The organism is Pseudomonas sp. PL-6, assembly GCF_054110165.1.
This window is the reverse complement of sequence record NZ_CM134189.1, coordinates 5,219,790-5,235,917: the sequence shown is the minus strand read 5'-3', so window position 1 is coordinate 5,235,917 and position 16,128 is coordinate 5,219,790. Positions and strand designations below refer to the sequence as shown.

Annotated in this window: 15 protein-coding genes; 8 read left to right on the top strand and 7 right to left on the bottom strand. The window is 65.2% G+C overall.

Translation table 11 applies throughout. The features are described from left to right. The first annotated feature begins 12 nt into the window (after window positions 1–12). Genes dnaA through gyrB form a run of 4 tightly spaced genes read left to right on the top strand, consistent with a single transcriptional unit; the run spans window position 13 to window position 6,178 of the window. Entirely contained in the window at window positions 13–1,503 is a 1,491-nt protein-coding gene (gene dnaA / locus ACW9UL_RS23175; RefSeq protein ID WP_122109583.1) for a chromosomal replication initiator protein DnaA, read from the top strand. A 32-nt stretch (window positions 1,504–1,535) separates the two neighbouring features. Continuing rightward, window positions 1,536–2,639, top strand: coding sequence for a DNA polymerase III subunit beta (gene dnaN / locus ACW9UL_RS23170; protein WP_021445375.1), 1,104 nt, complete (start codon window positions 1,536–1,538; stop codon window positions 2,637–2,639). A gap of 13 nt (window positions 2,640–2,652) precedes the next feature. Next, on the top strand, window positions 2,653–3,756 hold the full coding sequence (recF, locus tag ACW9UL_RS23165; protein ID WP_457788435.1) for a DNA replication/repair protein RecF: 1,104 nt from the start codon (window positions 2,653–2,655) through the stop codon (window positions 3,754–3,756). Window positions 3,757–3,760: 4 nt separating this feature from the next. Further along, window positions 3,761–6,178: a DNA topoisomerase (ATP-hydrolyzing) subunit B gene (gene gyrB, locus ACW9UL_RS23160; RefSeq protein ID WP_122109581.1), complete on the top strand. Its 2,418-nt coding sequence runs from the start codon at window positions 3,761–3,763 to the stop codon at window positions 6,176–6,178. A 277-nt stretch (window positions 6,179–6,455) separates the two neighbouring features. On the opposite strand, the gene ACW9UL_RS23155 is transcribed toward gyrB, so the two are convergent. From ACW9UL_RS23155 to glyQ, 4 genes are all read right to left on the bottom strand, one after another. Further along, window positions 6,456–7,223 carry a lysophospholipid acyltransferase family protein gene (locus ACW9UL_RS23155; protein ID WP_457788434.1) on the bottom strand — a complete coding sequence of 256 codons (768 nt, stop codon included), beginning with the start codon at window positions 7,221–7,223 and terminating at the stop codon, window positions 6,456–6,458. A gap of 13 nt (window positions 7,224–7,236) precedes the next feature. Then, window positions 7,237–7,767, bottom strand: a complete 531-nt coding sequence (gene gmhB / locus ACW9UL_RS23150) for a D-glycero-beta-D-manno-heptose 1,7-bisphosphate 7-phosphatase (protein WP_021445371.1) — start codon at window positions 7,765–7,767, stop codon at window positions 7,237–7,239. Between the two features lie 80 nt (window positions 7,768–7,847). Further along, window positions 7,848–9,902 carry a glycine--tRNA ligase subunit beta gene (glyS, locus tag ACW9UL_RS23145; protein WP_457788433.1) on the bottom strand — a complete coding sequence of 685 codons (2,055 nt, stop codon included), beginning with the start codon at window positions 9,900–9,902 and terminating at the stop codon, window positions 7,848–7,850. Next, window positions 9,899–10,891: a glycine--tRNA ligase subunit alpha gene (glyQ, locus tag ACW9UL_RS23140; protein ID WP_122109578.1), complete on the bottom strand. Its 993-nt coding sequence runs from the start codon at window positions 10,889–10,891 to the stop codon at window positions 9,899–9,901. The genes glyS and glyQ overlap by 4 nt, the downstream gene beginning before the upstream one ends. A 160-nt stretch (window positions 10,892–11,051) precedes the next feature. Between glyQ and ACW9UL_RS23135 the strand changes: the two genes are divergently transcribed. From ACW9UL_RS23135 to ACW9UL_RS23120, 4 genes are all read left to right on the top strand, one after another. Then, a complete protein-coding gene (locus ACW9UL_RS23135) occupies window positions 11,052–11,618 on the top strand; it encodes a DNA-3-methyladenine glycosylase I (RefSeq protein ID WP_457788432.1) in 567 nt (188 codons plus the stop codon). Between the two features lie 91 nt (window positions 11,619–11,709). After that, complete coding sequence (locus ACW9UL_RS23130) at window positions 11,710–12,597, top strand: lysophospholipid acyltransferase (RefSeq protein ID WP_021445367.1); 888 nt, start codon at window positions 11,710–11,712, stop codon at window positions 12,595–12,597. A 103-nt stretch (window positions 12,598–12,700) separates the two neighbouring features. After that, window positions 12,701–12,964, top strand: coding sequence for a PilZ domain-containing protein (locus ACW9UL_RS23125; RefSeq protein ID WP_122109576.1), 264 nt, complete (start codon window positions 12,701–12,703; stop codon window positions 12,962–12,964). Window positions 12,965–13,108: 144 nt separating this feature from the next. Then, the gene (locus tag ACW9UL_RS23120) at window positions 13,109–13,759 is read left to right on the top strand and encodes a 7-cyano-7-deazaguanine/7-aminomethyl-7-deazaguanine transporter (protein WP_021445365.1); all 651 of its coding nucleotides are present in this window, start codon (window positions 13,109–13,111) and stop codon (window positions 13,757–13,759) included. On the opposite strand, the gene ACW9UL_RS23115 is transcribed toward ACW9UL_RS23120, so the two are convergent. The 3 genes from ACW9UL_RS23115 to trkA form a co-directional block, all read right to left on the bottom strand. Next, a complete protein-coding gene (locus ACW9UL_RS23115; protein WP_457788431.1) occupies window positions 13,760–14,320 on the bottom strand; it encodes a hypothetical protein in 561 nt (186 codons plus the stop codon). A gap of 72 nt (window positions 14,321–14,392) precedes the next feature. Then, window positions 14,393–14,710, bottom strand: coding sequence for a hypothetical protein (locus tag ACW9UL_RS23110; protein ID WP_021445363.1), 318 nt, complete (start codon window positions 14,708–14,710; stop codon window positions 14,393–14,395). A gap of 35 nt (window positions 14,711–14,745) precedes the next feature. Then, a complete protein-coding gene (gene trkA, locus ACW9UL_RS23105) occupies window positions 14,746–16,119 on the bottom strand; it encodes a Trk system potassium transporter TrkA (RefSeq protein WP_021445362.1) in 1,374 nt (457 codons plus the stop codon). Between the last annotated feature and the right edge of the window lie 9 nt (window positions 16,120–16,128).

The following is a 16,128-nucleotide window of genomic DNA, read 5'->3' as shown; positions in this document are numbered from 1 at the left end:
AGGGGATAGTCAGTGTCAGTGGAACTATGGCAGCAGTGCGTCGAGCTTCTGCGCGACGAGTTGCCGGCCCAGCAATTCAACACCTGGATCCGTCCTCTGCAGGTCGAAGCCGAAGGCGACGAGTTGCGCGTCTATGCGCCCAACCGCTTCGTGCTCGACTGGGTCAACGAGAAGTACCTGAGTCGTCTGCTCGAGCTGCTCGGCGAGCGTGCCAACGGCCTGGTGCCGGCGCTCTCTCTATTAATAGGCAGCAAACGCACTGCCGCGGCGCGGGTGGCGCCGAACGCACCACTGCCAGCCGCCGCCCGCGCGGCCCAGGTGCAGGCGGCCGCGGCGGCGAGCAAACCGCCGGCGCCGCCCGCGCAGGAGGAACCTTCGCGCGCCAGCTTCGACTCCATGGCCGGGGCTGCCCCGCAGGCGCCGACTCCGGCGGTGGCGCCGCGCACAGAGCGCACCGTGCAGGTCGAAGGCGGTCTCAAGCACACCAGTTACCTCAATCGCACCTTCACCTTCGACAACTTCGTCGAGGGCAAGTCCAACCAGTTGGCTCGCGCCGCGGCCTGGCAGGTGGCGGACAACCCCAAGCACGGCTATAACCCGCTGTTCCTCTATGGCGGCGTCGGCCTGGGCAAGACCCACCTGATGCACGCGGTGGGCAACCACCTGCTGGCGAAGAACCCCAACGCCAAGGTGGTCTACCTGCATTCCGAGCGCTTCGTCGCCGACATGGTCAAGGCGCTGCAGCTCAATGCGATCAACGAGTTCAAGCGCTTCTACCGTTCGGTGGATGCGCTGCTGATCGACGATATCCAGTTCTTCGCCAAGAAGGAGCGCTCCCAGGAAGAGTTCTTCCACACCTTCAACGCCCTGCTCGAAGGCGGCCAGCAGGTGATCCTTACCAGCGACCGCTACCCGAAGGAGATCGAGGGCCTGGAAGAACGCCTGAAGTCGCGCTTCGGCTGGGGCCTGACCGTGGCGGTGGAGCCGCCGGAGCTGGAAACCCGCGTGGCGATCCTGATGAAGAAGGCCGACCAGGCCAAGGTCGAACTGCCGCACGACGCGGCGTTCTTCATCGCCCAGCGCATCCGCTCCAACGTGCGCGAGCTGGAAGGTGCGCTGAAACGGGTGATCGCTCACTCGCACTTCATGGGCCGCGACATCACCATCGAGCTGATTCGCGAATCGCTCAAGGACCTGCTGGCCCTGCAGGACAAGCTGGTGAGCATCGACAATATCCAGCGCACCACCGCCGAGTACTACAAGATCAAGATCACCGATCTGCTCTCCAAGCGCCGCTCGCGCTCCATCGCCCGGCCGCGCCAGGTGGCCATGGCGTTGTCGAAGGAGCTGACCAACCACAGTCTGCCGGAAATCGGTGTGGCCTTCGGCGGCCGCGATCACACCACGGTGTTGCACGCATGCCGTAAGATTGCTGAACTTAGGGGATCCGACGCGGACATCCGCGAGGACTACAAGAACCTGCTGCGCACCCTGACTACCTGATACCGCAGCTCCACGAGGCAAGGGACTAGACCATGCATTTCACCATTCAACGCGAAGCCCTGTTGAAACCCCTGCAACTGGTCGCCGGCGTCGTGGAACGCCGCCAGACCCTGCCGGTGTTGTCCAACGTCCTGCTGGTGGTTGAAGGCCAGCAGCTGTCGCTCACCGGTACCGATCTGGAAGTCGAACTGGTCGGCCGCGTCACCCTGGAAGAGGCCGCCGAACCAGGCGAGATCACCGTGCCGGCGCGCAAGCTGATGGACATCTGCAAGAGCCTGCCGTCCGACGCGCTGATCGACATCCGCGTCGACGAGCAGAAGCTGCTGGTCAAGGCCGGGCGCAGCCGCTTCAGCCTGTCCACCCTGCCGGCCAACGACTTTCCCACCGTCGAGGAAGGTCCGGGCTCGCTGACCTTCAACCTGCCGCAAGCCAAGCTGCGTCGCCTGATCGAGCGCACCAGCTTCGCCATGGCCCAACAGGACGTGCGTTACTACCTCAACGGCATGCTGCTGGAAGTGCAGAGCGGCCTGCTGCGCGCGGTGGCCACCGACGGTCACCGCCTGGCCATGTGCTCTATGGAGGCGGCCATCCAGCAGGACGGCAAGCACCAGGTGATAGTGCCGCGCAAAGGTATTCTCGAGCTGGCCCGCCTGCTCACCGAGCAGGACGCCGAAGTCAGCATCGTCCTCGGTCAGCACCACATTCGCGCCAACACAGGCGAGTTCACCTTCACCTCCAAGCTGGTCGACGGCAAGTTCCCCGATTACGAGCGCGTGCTGCCGCGTGGCGGCGACAAGCTGGTGCTGGCCGATCGTCAGGGCCTGCGCGAAGCCTTCAGCCGTACCGCGATCCTGTCCAACGAGAAGTACCGCGGCATCCGCCTGACCCTGGCCGCCGGCCTGCTGAAAATCCAGGCCAACAACCCGGAGCAGGAAGAAGCCGAGGAAGAGATCGTCGTCGACTACAACGGCGCCAGCCTGGAGATCGGCTTCAACGTCAGCTACCTGCTCGACGTGCTGGGCGTGATGGGCACCGAGCAGGTGCGCCTGATCCTCTCCGATTCCAACAGCAGCGCCCTGCTGCAGGAAGCCGACAACGACGATTCCGCCTACGTCGTCATGCCGATGCGCCTGTGACCGAAGCCGCTAGATGTCGCTGACCCGCGTAACGGTCACCGCGGTGCGCAACCTGCACCCGGTGACCCTCTCCCCCTCCCCCCGCATCAACATCCTTCACGGCGCCAACGGCAGCGGCAAGACCAGTCTGCTGGAAGCCATCCATCTGCTCGGCCTGGCCCGCTCCTTTCGCAGCTCCCGTCTGCAGCCGGTGATCCATTACGAACAACCGGCCTGTACCGTGTTCGGTCGGGTACAGCTGGCCGAAGGCGGCAGCAGCAACCTGGGTATTTCCCGCGACCGCCAGGGCGAGCTGCAGATTCGCGTGGATGGACAGAATGCGCGCAGCGCAGCGCAGCTGGCCGATCTGCTGCCGTTGCAGCTGATCAACCCGGACAGTTTTCGTCTGCTCGAGGGGGCGCCGAAGATTCGCCGGCAGTTCCTCGATTGGGGCGTGTTCCACGTGGAACATCGGTTCCTCGGCGCTTGGCAGCGCCTGCAGAAGGCCCTGCGGCAGCGGAACTCGTGGCTGCGCCATGGTACACTTGACGGCGCTTCGCAGGCCGCGTGGGACCGCGAACTGTGCACAGCCAGCGCGGAGATCGACACCTATAGACGGGCCTATATCCAGGCACTGAAACCGGTATTCGAGCGTACCCTGGCAGAGCTGCTGCAACTCGAAGGGCTGACCCTGAGCTACTACCGCGGCTGGGACAAGGATCGTGAGCTGAGCGACGTGCTCGCCGCCTCCCTCCTCCGCGACCAGCAACTCGGGCATACCCAGGCAGGCCCCCAGCGCGCCGATCTGCGCTTGCGGCTGGCCGGGCATAACGCGGCGGAGATCCTTTCGCGAGGGCAACAGAAATTGGTGGTGTGCGCGTTGCGCATCGCCCAGGGCCACTTGGTCAACGAGGCCAAGCGCGGCCAATGTATCTATCTGGTCGACGACCTGCCGTCGGAACTGGATGAGCAGCACCGGTTGGCATTGTGCCGGTTGCTGGAAGATTTGCACTGCCAGGTGTTCATCACCTGTGTAGACCATGAATTGTTGAGGGACGGCTGGCAAACGGATACGCCGGTTGCCATGTTCCACGTGGAACATGGCCGTATCACCCAGACCCACGACCATCGGGAGTGAAGGCATGAGCGACAACCAAACGTACGACTCCAATAACATTAAGGTCCTCAAGGGCCTGGATGCCGTACGCAAGCGGCCTGGCATGTACATCGGCGATACCGACGATGGCAGCGGTCTGCACCACATGGTGTTCGAGGTGGTCGACAACTCCATCGACGAGGCCCTGGCCGGGCATTGCAGCGAGATCGTCATCACCATCCATCCGGATGAGTCGATCAGCGTGCGCGACAACGGCCGCGGCATTCCGGTGGATATCCACAAGGAAGAAGGTGTTTCCGCCGCCGAAGTGATCATGACCGTGCTGCACGCCGGCGGTAAGTTCGACGACAACAGCTACAAGGTCTCCGGCGGCCTGCATGGCGTGGGTGTTTCGGTGGTCAACGCGCTGTCCAAGGAACTGGTGCTGACCATCCGCCGCGGCGGCAAGATCTGGGAACAGACCTACGTGCATGGCGTGCCCCAGGCGCCGCTGGCCGCCGTTGGTGACACCGAAGGCACCGGCACGCAGATTCATTTCAAGCCCTCGGAAGAAACCTTCCACAATATCCACTTTAGCTGGGACATCCTGGCCAAGCGCCTGCGCGAACTGTCCTTCCTCAACTCCGGCGTCGGTATCCTGCTCAAGGACGAACGCAGCGGCAAGGAAGAACTGTTCAAGTACGAGGGCGGTCTGCGCGCCTTCGTCGAGTACCTCAACCACAACAAGACCACGGTCAACCAGGTGTTCCACTTCAACGTGCAGCGCGACGATGGCGTCGGCGTGGAAGTGGCCCTGCAGTGGAACGACAGCTTCAACGAGAACCTGTTGTGCTTCACCAACAACATTCCCCAACGCGACGGCGGCACCCACCTCGCCGGCTTCCGCTCGGCGCTGACGCGTAACCTCAACACCTATATCGAGCAGGAAGGCCTGGCCAAGAAGTTCAAGGTCAGCACCACCGGCGACGATGCCCGCGAAGGCCTGACCGCGATCATCTCGGTCAAGGTGCCGGACCCGAAATTCAGCTCGCAGACCAAGGACAAGCTGGTCTCCAGCGAAGTGAAGACCGCGGTCGAACAGGAAATGGGCAAGTACTTCGCCGACTTCCTGCTGGAAAATCCCAACGAAGCCAAGGCCGTGGTCGGCAAGATGATCGACGCTGCCCGCGCCCGCGAAGCCGCGCGCAAGGCCCGCGAGATGACCCGCCGCAAGGGCGCGCTGGATATTGCCGGGCTGCCAGGCAAACTGGCCGACTGCCAGGAAAAGGACCCGGCGCTGTCCGAACTCTACATAGTGGAGGGTGACTCCGCGGGCGGTTCTGCCAAGCAGGGCCGCAACCGCAGGACCCAGGCGATCCTGCCGCTCAAGGGCAAGATCCTTAACGTGGAAAAAGCCCGCTTCGACAAGATGCTCTCCTCCCAGGAAGTCGGCACCCTGATCACCGCCCTCGGCTGCGGTATCGGGCGCGAGGAGTACAACATCGACAAGCTGCGTTACCACAACATCATCATCATGACCGACGCCGACGTCGACGGCTCGCACATCCGTACCCTGCTGCTGACCTTCTTCTTCCGCCAGCTGCCGGAGCTGATCGAGCGCGGCTACATCTACATCGCCCAGCCGCCGCTGTACAAGGTGAAGAAGGGCAAGCAGGAGCAGTACATCAAGGACGACGAGGCCATGGACGAATACATGACCCAGTCGGCCCTGGAAGACGCCAGCCTGCACGTCAACGAAGGCGCCCCAGGCCTGGCCGGCGAGGCGCTGGAGAAGCTGGTGGGCGAGTACCGTGGGGTGATGAAGACCCTCAATCGCCTGTCGCGTCTGTATCCGATCGAGCTCACCGAGCACTTCGTCTACCTGCCCCGCGTCAGCGTCGAGCAACTGGCCGACCAGGGCGCCATGCAGGCCTGGCTGGGCCTGCTCGATGCACGCCTGAAGGTCATGGAGAAGTCCGGTCTGGTGTACAAGACCAGCCTGCGCGAAGACCGCGAGCGCCACCTGTGGCTGCCCGAGGTGGAGCTGATCTCCCACGGCGTCTCCAGCTACATCACCTTCAACCGCGACTTCTTCGCCAGCAACGACTACCGCACGGTGACCGCCCTCGGCGAGCAGCTCAACAACCTGCTAGAAGACGGCGCCTACGTGCAGCGCGGCGAGCGCAAGAAGCCGGTGACCAGCTTCAAGGAAGGCCTGGAATGGCTGATGAGCGAGAGCACCAAGCGCCACAGCATCCAGCGCTACAAGGGGCTCGGCGAGATGAACCCGGAGCAGCTGTGGGAAACCACCATGGACCCGGAAGTGCGCCGCATGCTCAAGGTGACCATCGAGGACGCCATCGCCGCCGACCAGATCTTCAACACCCTGATGGGCGATGCCGTGGAGCCGCGCCGCGACTTCATCGAGTCCAACGCCCTGGCGGTGTCCAACCTGGACTTCTGATCGGCAGCAAATCAGGCCAAGCAGATGATTGGCCGCGTCGTAAACAGAAAGCCCCGGCTGAAAACAGCCGGGGCTTTCTGGTTTTAAGTGCTGCCATTAACTAAGGATCGAGCTGAGCGACCAGGCGTGCCGGCCTCTGGTGTGCCCTGTTCCGGAAAACTTATGCCCGGCGGCGGTGATACCGCTTCAGAGAAAAATACCCATAAAAATCAATGCGCTATAGGAAAAACTAGCGCCTTTCCTACCGTTCGCCCACAGCTTATCCACAGCGCACTAGTCAGGCCTGCTCGGCGAGGCTGGCCAGTTGCGGCGCGGCGCCGCGCAGTTCGGTCTGCCGTTCGCAGACCCAGGTGAAGGCGCGTTCGTTGAGTTCGGCGATGGCGCGCGGGCCCTCGCCTTCGGCATGCATCGGTGCGCCGATGATCACCTGCACGGTGCCGGGGCGCTTGCCCCAGCCCTGCTTGGGCCAGAACTCGCCGGCATTGTGGGCGATGGGCAGCAGCGGCAGACCGGCGTTCACCGCCAGCGACGCGCCGCCGCGGGAGAACTTGCCGATCTGGCCCGGCGGAATGCGCGTGCCCTCGGGGAAGATCAGCACCCAGGCGCCCTGCTTGAGGCGTTCGTCGCCCTGCTTGGCCAGCTGCTTGAGCGCCGCCTTGGGGTTGCTGCGGTCGATGGCGATGGGCTTGAGCAGCGCCATGGCCCAGCCGAAGAACGGCACGCGCAGCAGTTCGCGTTTGACCACCTGGGACAGCGGCTCGAACAGCGCGGAAAGGAAGAAGGTCTCCCAGGTGCTCTGGTGGTTGGCCAGGATCACGCAGGGCTGCGCGGGGATGTGCTCCAGGCCGCGCACCTGGTAGCGGATGCCGACCACCATCCTGGCCAGCCACACCGCGCAGCGGCACCAGTTCTGGATGACGAAGCGGTAGCGCCGACGGAACGGCAGGAAGGGCGCCGCCAGTACGCTGACGATGCACCAGAGAAAGGCGCTGGACGACAGGAGCAGGTAGAAGAGCGTGGTTCTGAGGGCCTGCGATATCGTCATGGAGCCTTGCACCTTATGAGAGCAGTTGATCGGCGACGGCCGCCAGATCATCGAATACCAGGGTTCCCGGCGGCAACGGTTTGGCCAGGGTACGTTCGCCCTTGCCGGTTTTCACCAGCACGGGCTGACAGTCGACGGCTTGCGCGGCCTGCAGGTCACCGCTGCTGTCGCCGACGAACCACACGCCTGCCAATGGCGTGCCGTAGTGCGCGGCAATGCCGTGCAGCAGGCCCGGTTTCGGCTTGCGGCAGGCGCAGCCGTCGTCCGGCCCGTGCGGGCAGTGGAGGATCAGGCCGAGGTCGCCGCCCTGCTCCGCCACCAGTTCGCGCAGGCGCGCGTGCATGGCTTCGAGGGTGGCCAGGTCGTAGTAGCCACGGGCGATGCCGGATTGGTTGGTGGCCACCGCCACGGTCCAGCCGGCGCGCGACAGGCGGGCGATGGCGGCGATGGACGAAGGGATCGGAATCCACTCGTCCAGGCTCTTGATATAGGCGTCGGAGTCCTGGTTGATGACGCCGTCGCGGTCGAGAATCAGCAACTTCATAGCTACAAGCTCCAAGGCGCAAGCTCCAAGTCAGGGCGGACAGCTTGCCGCTCGAAGCTTGGAGCTCGCCGCGGCTGGCGTCAGCCCAGCACCGAGATATCCGCCACGCCGAGGAACAGCCCGCGCAGGCGGGCCAGCAGGGCGTAGCGGTTGGCGCGTACCTTGGCGTCTTCGGCGTTGACCAGCACCGCCTCGAAGAAGGCGTCCACCGGCTCGCGCAGGCTGGCCAGCTGGCTCAGCGCCTGGCTGTACTGACGCGACGCGGCCAGCGGTTGCACGGCCTGGTCGGCCTGCTGGATCGCGGCGTTGAGGGCGAACTCGCTGGGGCTGTCGAAGTAGTGCGCCTCGACCTGGGCGGCGATGCCGCCTTCGGCCTTGCTCAGCAGGTTGGACACGCGCTTGTTCGCCGCGGCCAGGGCGGCGGCCTGCGGCAGGGCGCGGAACGCCTGCACGGCCTGCACGCGCTGGTCGAAGTCCAGCGGCGAGGTCGGGCCGACCGCGCGCACTGCTTGGTACACCGCGACCTCGACGCCTTCGTCCTCGTAGCGGGCGCGCAGGCGGTCGAAGATAAAGTCCAGCACCTGATTGCCCAGCCCGTCGGTCTTGATCTTGTCCCCGAACTGCTCGATGGCGAAGGCCACGGCGGCGGCCAGGTCGAGGTCCAGGTTCTTCTCGATCAGGATCCGCAGAATCCCCAGCGCCGCGCGACGCAGGGCGTAGGGGTCCTTGGAGCCGGTGGGCAGCATGCCGATGCCGAAGATGCCGACCAGGGTGTCGAGCTTGTCGGCCACCGCCACGGCAGCGCCGGCCAGGGTGCTCGGCAGCTCCGCCCCTGCCCCACGCGGCATGTACTGCTCGTTGAGGGCCAGGGCGACGTCCTGCGGCTCGCCGTCGTTGAGCGCGTAGTAGTAGCCGGCGATGCCCTGCATCTCGGGGAATTCACCGACCATCTCGGTGGCCAGGTCGCACTTGCACAGCAGGCCGGCGCGGGCGGCGCGCTGGGCGTCGCCACCGATCTGCCCGGCGATGAACCCGGCCAGGGCGGAGACGCGCTGGGCCTTGTCGTAGACCGAGCCGAGCTGGGCCTGGAACACCACGTTGACCAGGCGCTGGTTGAAGCCTTCGAGCTTGTGCTTCTTGTCCTGCTTGAAGAAGAACTCGGCGTCGGTCAGGCGCGGGCGCACCACCTTCTCGTTGCCGGCGACGATCTGCGCCGGGTCCTTGGACTCGACGTTGGCCACGGTGATGAAACGCGGCAGCAGCTTGCCCTTGGCATCGAGCAGGCAGAAGTACTTCTGGTTGTCCTGCATGGTGCTGATCAGCGCCTCCTGCGGCACCTCGAGGAAGCGTTCCTCGAAGGAGCAGACCAGCGGCACCGGCCACTCGACCAGCGCGGTCACTTCGTCCAGCAGCGCCGGCGGCACGATGGCCGTGCCCTGCTCGGCGGCGGCCAGCTCGTCGACGCGGCGGGAGATAAGCTCGCGGCGTTCGGCGAAGTCGGCCAGCACATAGGCGCTGCGCAGGTCTTCGGCGTAGCTGGCCGGGCTGCCGATGCGCACCTCGCGGTTGGCGTGGAAGCGGTGGCCGCGGGACACGCGGCCGGCCTTCTGCGCGAGGATCTCGCAGTCGACGACCGCATCGCCGAACAGCATCACCAGCCACTGGGTGGGACGGACGAACTCGTCGCGGCGATCGGCCCAGCGCATGCGTTTGGGGATCGGCAGGTCGTTCAGCGAATCCTGCACTATGGTCGGCAGCAGCTGCACCGCCGGCTGGCCGGGGATGTGCTGGGCGAAGCGCAGTTTCGCGCCGCTGCGGTCGATCTCGGCGATATCCACCCCGCACTTGCGGGCGAAGCCGAGGGCGGCCTGGGTCGGCTTGCCTTCGGCGTCGAAGGCGGCCCGGATCGGCGGGCCATCGAGGTTCATGCTGCGGTCGGCCTGCTGTTCTTCGAGCTGCTCGATCAGCACTGCCAGGCGACGCGGCGCGACGTACACGCGGCTGGCGGCATAGCCCAGACCGGAGGCCTTGAGGCCTTTCTCGATGCCGGCGAGGAAGGCCTCGCCGAGGCTCTTCAGGGCTTTCGGCGGCAGCTCTTCGGTGCCCAGTTCGACCAGAAAATCTTGTGCACTCATGCTTGCGCCTCCAGGGTGTTGCCCAGGTCTTCGTCTTGCAGGAGACCTGCATCCTTGAGCTTGGCCAGTACTTCGTCACGCAGTTCGGCGCTGGCCATGGGGAAGCCGAGGCGGGCACGCGCCTGCAGGTAGCTTTGCGCCACGGCGCGGGCCAGGGTGCGCACGCGCAGGATGTACTGCTGACGCGCGGTCACCGAGATGGCGCGGCGGGCGTCGAGCAGGTTGAAGGTGTGCGAGGCCTTGAGCACCATCTCGTAGGTCGGCAGCGGCAGCTGCAGCTCGATCAGGCGATTGGCTTCGCTCTCGTAGAAATCGAACAGCTCGAACAGCTTGTCGACGTTGGCGTGCTCGAAGTTGTAGGTGGACTGCTCCACCTCGTTCTGGTGGAACACGTCGCCGTAGGTCACGGTGCCGAACGGGCCGTCGGTCCAGATCAGGTCGTAGACCGAGTCGACGCCCTGCAGGTACATGGCCAGGCGCTCCAGGCCGTAGGTGATCTCGCCGGTCACCGGGTAGCATTCGATACCGCCGACCTGCTGGAAGTAGGTGAACTGGGTGACTTCCATGCCGTTGAGCCAGATTTCCCAGCCCAGGCCCCAGGCGCCGAGGGTCGGCGATTCCCAGTTGTCCTCGACGAAGCGGATGTCGTGCACCAGCGGGTCGATGCCGATGGCCTGCAGCGAGCCGAGGTACAGCTCCTGGAAGTTCTCCGGGTTGGGTTTCAAGACCACCTGGAACTGGTAGTAATGCTGCAGGCGGTTGGGGTTCTCGCCGTAGCGGCCGTCGGCCGGACGGCGCGAGGGCTGCACGTAGGCGGCGTTCCAGGTCTCGGGACCGACGGCGCGCAGAAAGGTGGCGGTGTGGAAGGTCCCGGCGCCCACTTCCATGTCGTAGGGCTGCAGCACCACGCAGCCCTGCTCGGCCCAGTAGTTCTGCAGGGCCAGGATCAGGTCCTGGAAGGTGCGCACGGCAGGCTTGGTCTGGCTCACGAAAAATTCACCTGTTGAGGCTGCGACGGAAAGCCGGGGAGTATATCGAAACTGGGCGCAGCCCGCAGGATCAGGCGCGCCCGGCTTCGCGAGACTGTATTTATATCCAGCTGTTTTACCGCTATAGTCCGAGCCATCTCCCGCGACCGAGGCCGAGACCATGCCCCGCTGCTTCTGGTGTACCGATGATCCGCTGTACCAGGCCTACCACGACGAGGAATGGGGCGTGCCGCAGCGCGAGCCGCGCGTGCTGTTCGAGATGCTGCTGCTCGAAGGGGCCCAGGCCGGGCTGTCGTGGATCACCGTGCTGAAAAAGCGCGAGCGCTACCGTCAGGTGCTGCATGGTTTCGAGCCCGAACGCCTGGCGCGGCTGAGTGACGAGGAAATCGAGGCGCTGATGCAGGAGCCCGGCATCATCCGCAACCGCCTCAAGCTTAAGGCCGTGCGGCAGAATGCCCAGGCCTGGCTGACGCTGGAGGATCCGGTGACCTGGCTCTGGTCCTTCGTCGGCGGCGCGCCGAAGATCAACCATTTCAGCGACCGCAGCCAGATGCTGGCGGTGACGCCCGAGGCCGAGGCGATGAGCAAGGCGCTGCGCAAGGCGGGCTTCAACTTCGTCGGGCCGACCATCTGCTATGCCTTCATGCAGGCCACGGGCATGGTGATGGACCACACCACCGACTGTGACCGTTACCCCGCGTTGAGCGGTTCGGCGGCGACGGCCTGAAGGCCGCAGGGGCCACAGATCGCATCCGGGCTACGTGATCTGAGCATGGCGGGTACAATGCCGGCTTTTCATGCAACCCCTGGAGTCCTTCGTGGAAGCATTCAAAGGCCGGCTGGTGGTCGGCTTTCTCCGTCTGTTCGCCCTGCTGCCCTGGCGCGCCGTGCAAGCGGTGGGCAATGCTATCGGCTGGCTGATGTGGAAATTGCCCAACGGCTCGCGCGACGTGGTGCGCATCAACCTGAGCAAGTGCTTTCCCGAGCTGAATCAGGCCGAACTGGATCGTCTGGTCGGGCAGAGCCTCAAGGACATCGGCAAGACCCTCACCGAAAGCGCCTGTGCCTGGATCTGGCCGGCGCAGAAATCGCTCAAGCTGATCCGCCAAGTGGAAGGCTTGGAAGTGCTGCAGCAGGCGCTGGCCTCGGGCAAGGGCGTGGTCGGCATCACCAGCCACCTGGGCAACTGGGAAGTGCTCAACCACTTCTACTGCAACCAGTGCAAACCGATCATTTTCTACCGCCCACCCAAGCTCAAGGCCGTCGATGAGCTGCTGCAGCAGCAGCGCGTGCAGATGGGCAACCGCGTGGCGCCCTCGACCAAGGAGGGCATCCTCAGCGTCATCAAGGAAGTGCGCAAAGGCGGCGCCGTAGGCATTCCGGCCGATCCCGAGCCGAGCCGTTCCGCCGGCGTTTTCGTGCCCTTTCTCGGCACCACCGCGCTGACCAGCAAGTTTGTCCCCGGCATGCTCGCCGGCGGCAAGGCGGTCGGCGTGTTCCTGCATGCGCTGCGCCTGCCGGACGGCAGCGGCTACAAAGTGATCCTCGAAGCGGCACCCGAAGGCATGTACAGCGAGAACGTGGAAGAAGGCGTGGCGGCCATGAGCGAAGTGGTGTCGCGCTACGTGCGCAACTACCCGAGTCAGTACATGTGGAGCATGAAACGCTTCAAGAAACGTCCGGACGGCGAGGCCAAGTGGTACTGAAGCAAGGCGCCGCGATGGCGCCTTTTTTCCGCCAATCCTTGGGATTTGCCGACGTTTTGCGTTATTAAAGGCGGCATCCTCCGCGCCGAATGGAAGCCCCGCCATGTCGAATCAGCGTCACCAGGTACGCACCCCGATCAAGTGCCGGATCAAGATCTGCCACCCCAGCTTCGGCGAACTGGTGGCGCAGACCCGCGACCTGTCCGACAGCGGTGTCTACGTGCGGCATCCGCAGATGGCCGCGCTGAGCGTCGGCGACCGGGTCAGCGGCCAGGTGCAGGACCTGCCGATCGAGGCGCCGGTGCTGCAGATGGAGGTGGTGCGGGTGGATGCCGAAGGGGCCGGGCTGCGCTTTATGCAGGCCTGAACGCTGTACAAGAAATGACCGCCCGTCCGCCGCGGGTTAAAAAGTTACCCTGCGAGTCAGGAAATCGCTAGAATGCCGGCCGCCGCGCCAGGTCGCGGCCCGACCATGGGTTCCCTCACCCCATCGCACTCAAAAAGGATCGACATGCACAGCCTCACCCCTTCGGCCCGCCGTGCGGCGCTGGCCGTTCTGATCGCCTTCCATATCCTGATCATCATCGCCAGCAACTACCTGGTGCAGCTGCCCATGAGCCTGTTCGGCTGGCAGACCACCTGGGGCGCGTTCAGCTTTCCCTTTATCTTCCTCGCCACCGACCTGACCGTGCGCCTGCTCGGCAAGGGCCCGGCGCGCCAGGTGATCGCCCGGGTGATGCTGCCGGCGCTGCTGGCGTCCTACGTGGTCTCGGTGCTGTTCCACGAGGCGCGCTTCGCCGGTTTCGCCGCCCTCGGCGAGTTCAACTCCTTCGTCTTCCGCATCGCCCTGGCCAGCTTCCTCGCCTATGTGCTGGGGCAGCTGCTGGATATTCAGGTGTTCGACCGCCTGCGCCAGCTGCGCCAGTGGTGGGTGGCGCCGGCCGCCTCGACCCTGCTGGGCAACCTGCTGGACACCTACGCCTTCTTCTCCATCGCCTTCTGGCGCAGCGGCGACGCCTTCATGGCCGCCAACTGGGTGGAGATCGCCACGGTGGACTATGCGATCAAGCTGGCGATCAGCCTGATTCTGTTCGTGCCGCTGTACGGCATGCTGCTCGGCGCCATCGGCCGCCTGCTGCCGCGGGAGCGGGCGGTGGCCTGATCAAGCCACCTGAACCACGTTGAAGATATCCATCGGGCCGTTGTCGAAACCGCCCATGCTGCGGGTGCGCAGATCCACGCGAACGACGCTGATGTCCTTGGGCGAAGCGCCCTTGGACCAGTCGACGAAGACGACGCTGTTGGAGTAGAAGTCGTAGGACGGCACCGGCACCTTCCAGCGTCCCCATACGTCCCCTTTCCAGCCCCGCCCGGACCAGTCGGTGTCGGCAGTCGAGCCAGACTGCTGCGCCAGGTGGGCGACGAATACCCGCCCATCGGTGCTGCCGACCACGATCTGACAGCCGCTGAACGGGCCGCTCGCCGACCAAGTCTCGCCGGCCTCGGCGATGCCGTAGGCGGCGCGGGTCTCGACGTAATGCACCCACATGCCGGGCGGGTTGCCGATGCCGGCTGACAAGGTGAGGATGCCGTTGCCGTCGGTGCCCAGGCTTGCCTGACTACGACAGGAGATAGCGCCCGTGCCGCCGGTATTCGGTGCGCGCAGGGTAACGGCCAGTTGGCCATTCTTGGCGGCGACAAGGCCGGAGAAGCTGGGTTTCATCGGTCGACTCCCATGCGAGGGCGAAGGGCGAAGCAGGGCTTCGCCTCAGGCTAGCTTAGGAGCGGCGGGCTGTCAGGGGTGGGCCTTGTCCAGCTTGCGCAGAAACACCGTCATTTCCTTTTCCGCCTGCTTGTCGCCCTTGGCTTGCGCGGCGGCGATGCCCTGTTGCCAGGCCTGGCGCGCGCCGTCGGTGTCGGCGCCGGCCTGCAGGGCCTTGCCCAGCAGCTTCCAGGCCGCCGAATAAGCCGGATCGAACTCGACGCAGCGGCGCAGGTGCTCGGCAGCCAGGGCGGCGTTGCCGGCATCCAGATGGCCCTTGCCCAGGCCGAAGCGCAGCAGGGCGTTGTCGGTGCCTTTGGCCAGCAGTTTTTCCAGCGTCTCGGTGCTCATCTCGGATCCTGCGTTGTCGCCCGGACTGGCCGGGCTCAAAAGAACGTCAGGCCGGCCTGGAACAGGCGCTCGACGTCGCGGATGTATTTCTTGTCGACCAGGAACAGGATCACGTGGTCGCCGGACTCGATCACCGTGTCGTCGTGGGCGATCAGCACTTCCTCGTCGCGGATGATGGCGCCGATGGTGGTGCTCGGCGGCAGGGCGATGTCCTCGATCATGCGGCCGATCACCTTGCTCGACTTGGCGTCGCCGTGGGCGATCACTTCCAGCGCCTCGGCCGCGCCGCGGCGCAGGCTGTGCACGCTTTCGATATCGCCGCGGCGCACGTGGGTCAGCAATGTGCCGATGGTGGCCAGCTGCGGGCTGATGGCGATGTCGATCTCGCCGCCCTGCACCAGGTCGACGTAGGCCGGGTTGTTGATGATGGTCATCACCTTGCGCGCGCCGAGGCGCTTGGCCAGCAAGGACGACATGATGTTGGCCTCGTCGTCGTTGGTCAGGGCGAGGAAGATGTCGGCGTCGTTGATGTTCTCTTCCACCAGCAGGTCGCGGTCCGAGGCGCTGCCCTGCAGCACTATGGTGCTGTCGAGGGCTTCGGACAGGTAGCGGCAGCGCGCCGGGTTCATCTCGATGATCTTCACCTGGTAGCGGCTTTCGATGGCCTCGGCCAGGCGTTCGCCGATATGCCCGCCGCCGGCGATCACCACCTTCTTGTAGCTGTCCTCGAGGCGGCGCATCTCGCTCATCACCGCGCGGATGTGGGCCTTGGCGGCGATAAAGAACACCTCGTCGTCGGCCTCGATCACCGTGTCGCCCTGCGGCATGATCGGCCGGTTGCGGCGGAAGATCGCCGCCACCCGGGTGTCGACGTTGGGCATGTGCTGACGCAGCTGGCGCAACTGCTGGCCGACCAGCGGGCCGCCGTAGTAGGCCTTGACCGCCACCAGCTGCGCCTTGCCCTCGGCGAAGTCGATCACCTGCAGGGCGCCGGGGTGTTCGATCAGGCGCTTGATGTAGTTGGTCACCACCTGCTCGGGGCTGATCAGCACGTCGACCGGGATCGCCTCGTTGTCGAACAGGCCGCTGCGGGTCAGGTAGGCCGCCTCGCGCACCCGGGCGATCTTGGTCGGGGTGTGGAACAGGGTGTAGGCCACCTGGCAGGCGATCATGTTGACTTCGTCGCTGTTGGTCACCGCCACCAGCATGTCGGCATCGTCGGCGCCGGCCTGGCGCAGCACGGTGGGGAAGGAACCCTTGCCCTGCACGGTGCGGATATCCAGGCGGTCGCCCAGGTCGCGCAGGCGGTCGCCGTCGGTGTCGACCACGGTGATGTCGTTGGCCTCGCTGGCCAGGTGTTCCGCCAGGGTGCCGCCGACCTGGCCGGCGCCGAGAATGATGATCTTCACTGATGGGCT

Excerpts from the sequence above, each read along its gene's own strand:
- glyS (WP_457788433.1), bottom strand. The coding sequence starts at position 9,902 with ATGAGTGCACAAGATTTTCTGGTCGAACTGGGCACCGAAGAGCTGCCG.
- ACW9UL_RS23115 (WP_457788431.1), bottom strand. The coding sequence starts at position 14,320 with ATGAAACCCAGCTTCTCCGGCCTTGTCGCCGCCAAGAATGGCCAACTG.
- gmhB (WP_021445371.1), bottom strand. The coding sequence starts at position 7,767 with ATGAAGTTGCTGATTCTCGACCGCGACGGCGTCATCAACCAGGACTCC.
- ACW9UL_RS23135 (WP_457788432.1), top strand. The coding sequence starts at position 11,052 with ATGCCCCGCTGCTTCTGGTGTACCGATGATCCGCTGTACCAGGCCTAC.
- dnaN (WP_021445375.1), top strand. The coding sequence starts at position 1,536 with ATGCATTTCACCATTCAACGCGAAGCCCTGTTGAAACCCCTGCAACTG.
- ACW9UL_RS23155 (WP_457788434.1), bottom strand. The coding sequence starts at position 7,223 with ATGACGATATCGCAGGCCCTCAGAACCACGCTCTTCTACCTGCTCCTG.
- ACW9UL_RS23125 (WP_122109576.1), top strand. The coding sequence starts at position 12,701 with ATGTCGAATCAGCGTCACCAGGTACGCACCCCGATCAAGTGCCGGATC.
- gyrB (WP_122109581.1), top strand. The coding sequence starts at position 3,761 with ATGAGCGACAACCAAACGTACGACTCCAATAACATTAAGGTCCTCAAG.
- recF (WP_457788435.1), top strand. The coding sequence starts at position 2,653 with ATGTCGCTGACCCGCGTAACGGTCACCGCGGTGCGCAACCTGCACCCG.
- ACW9UL_RS23110 (WP_021445363.1), bottom strand. The coding sequence starts at position 14,710 with ATGAGCACCGAGACGCTGGAAAAACTGCTGGCCAAAGGCACCGACAAC.
- ACW9UL_RS23120 (WP_021445365.1), top strand. The coding sequence starts at position 13,109 with ATGCACAGCCTCACCCCTTCGGCCCGCCGTGCGGCGCTGGCCGTTCTG.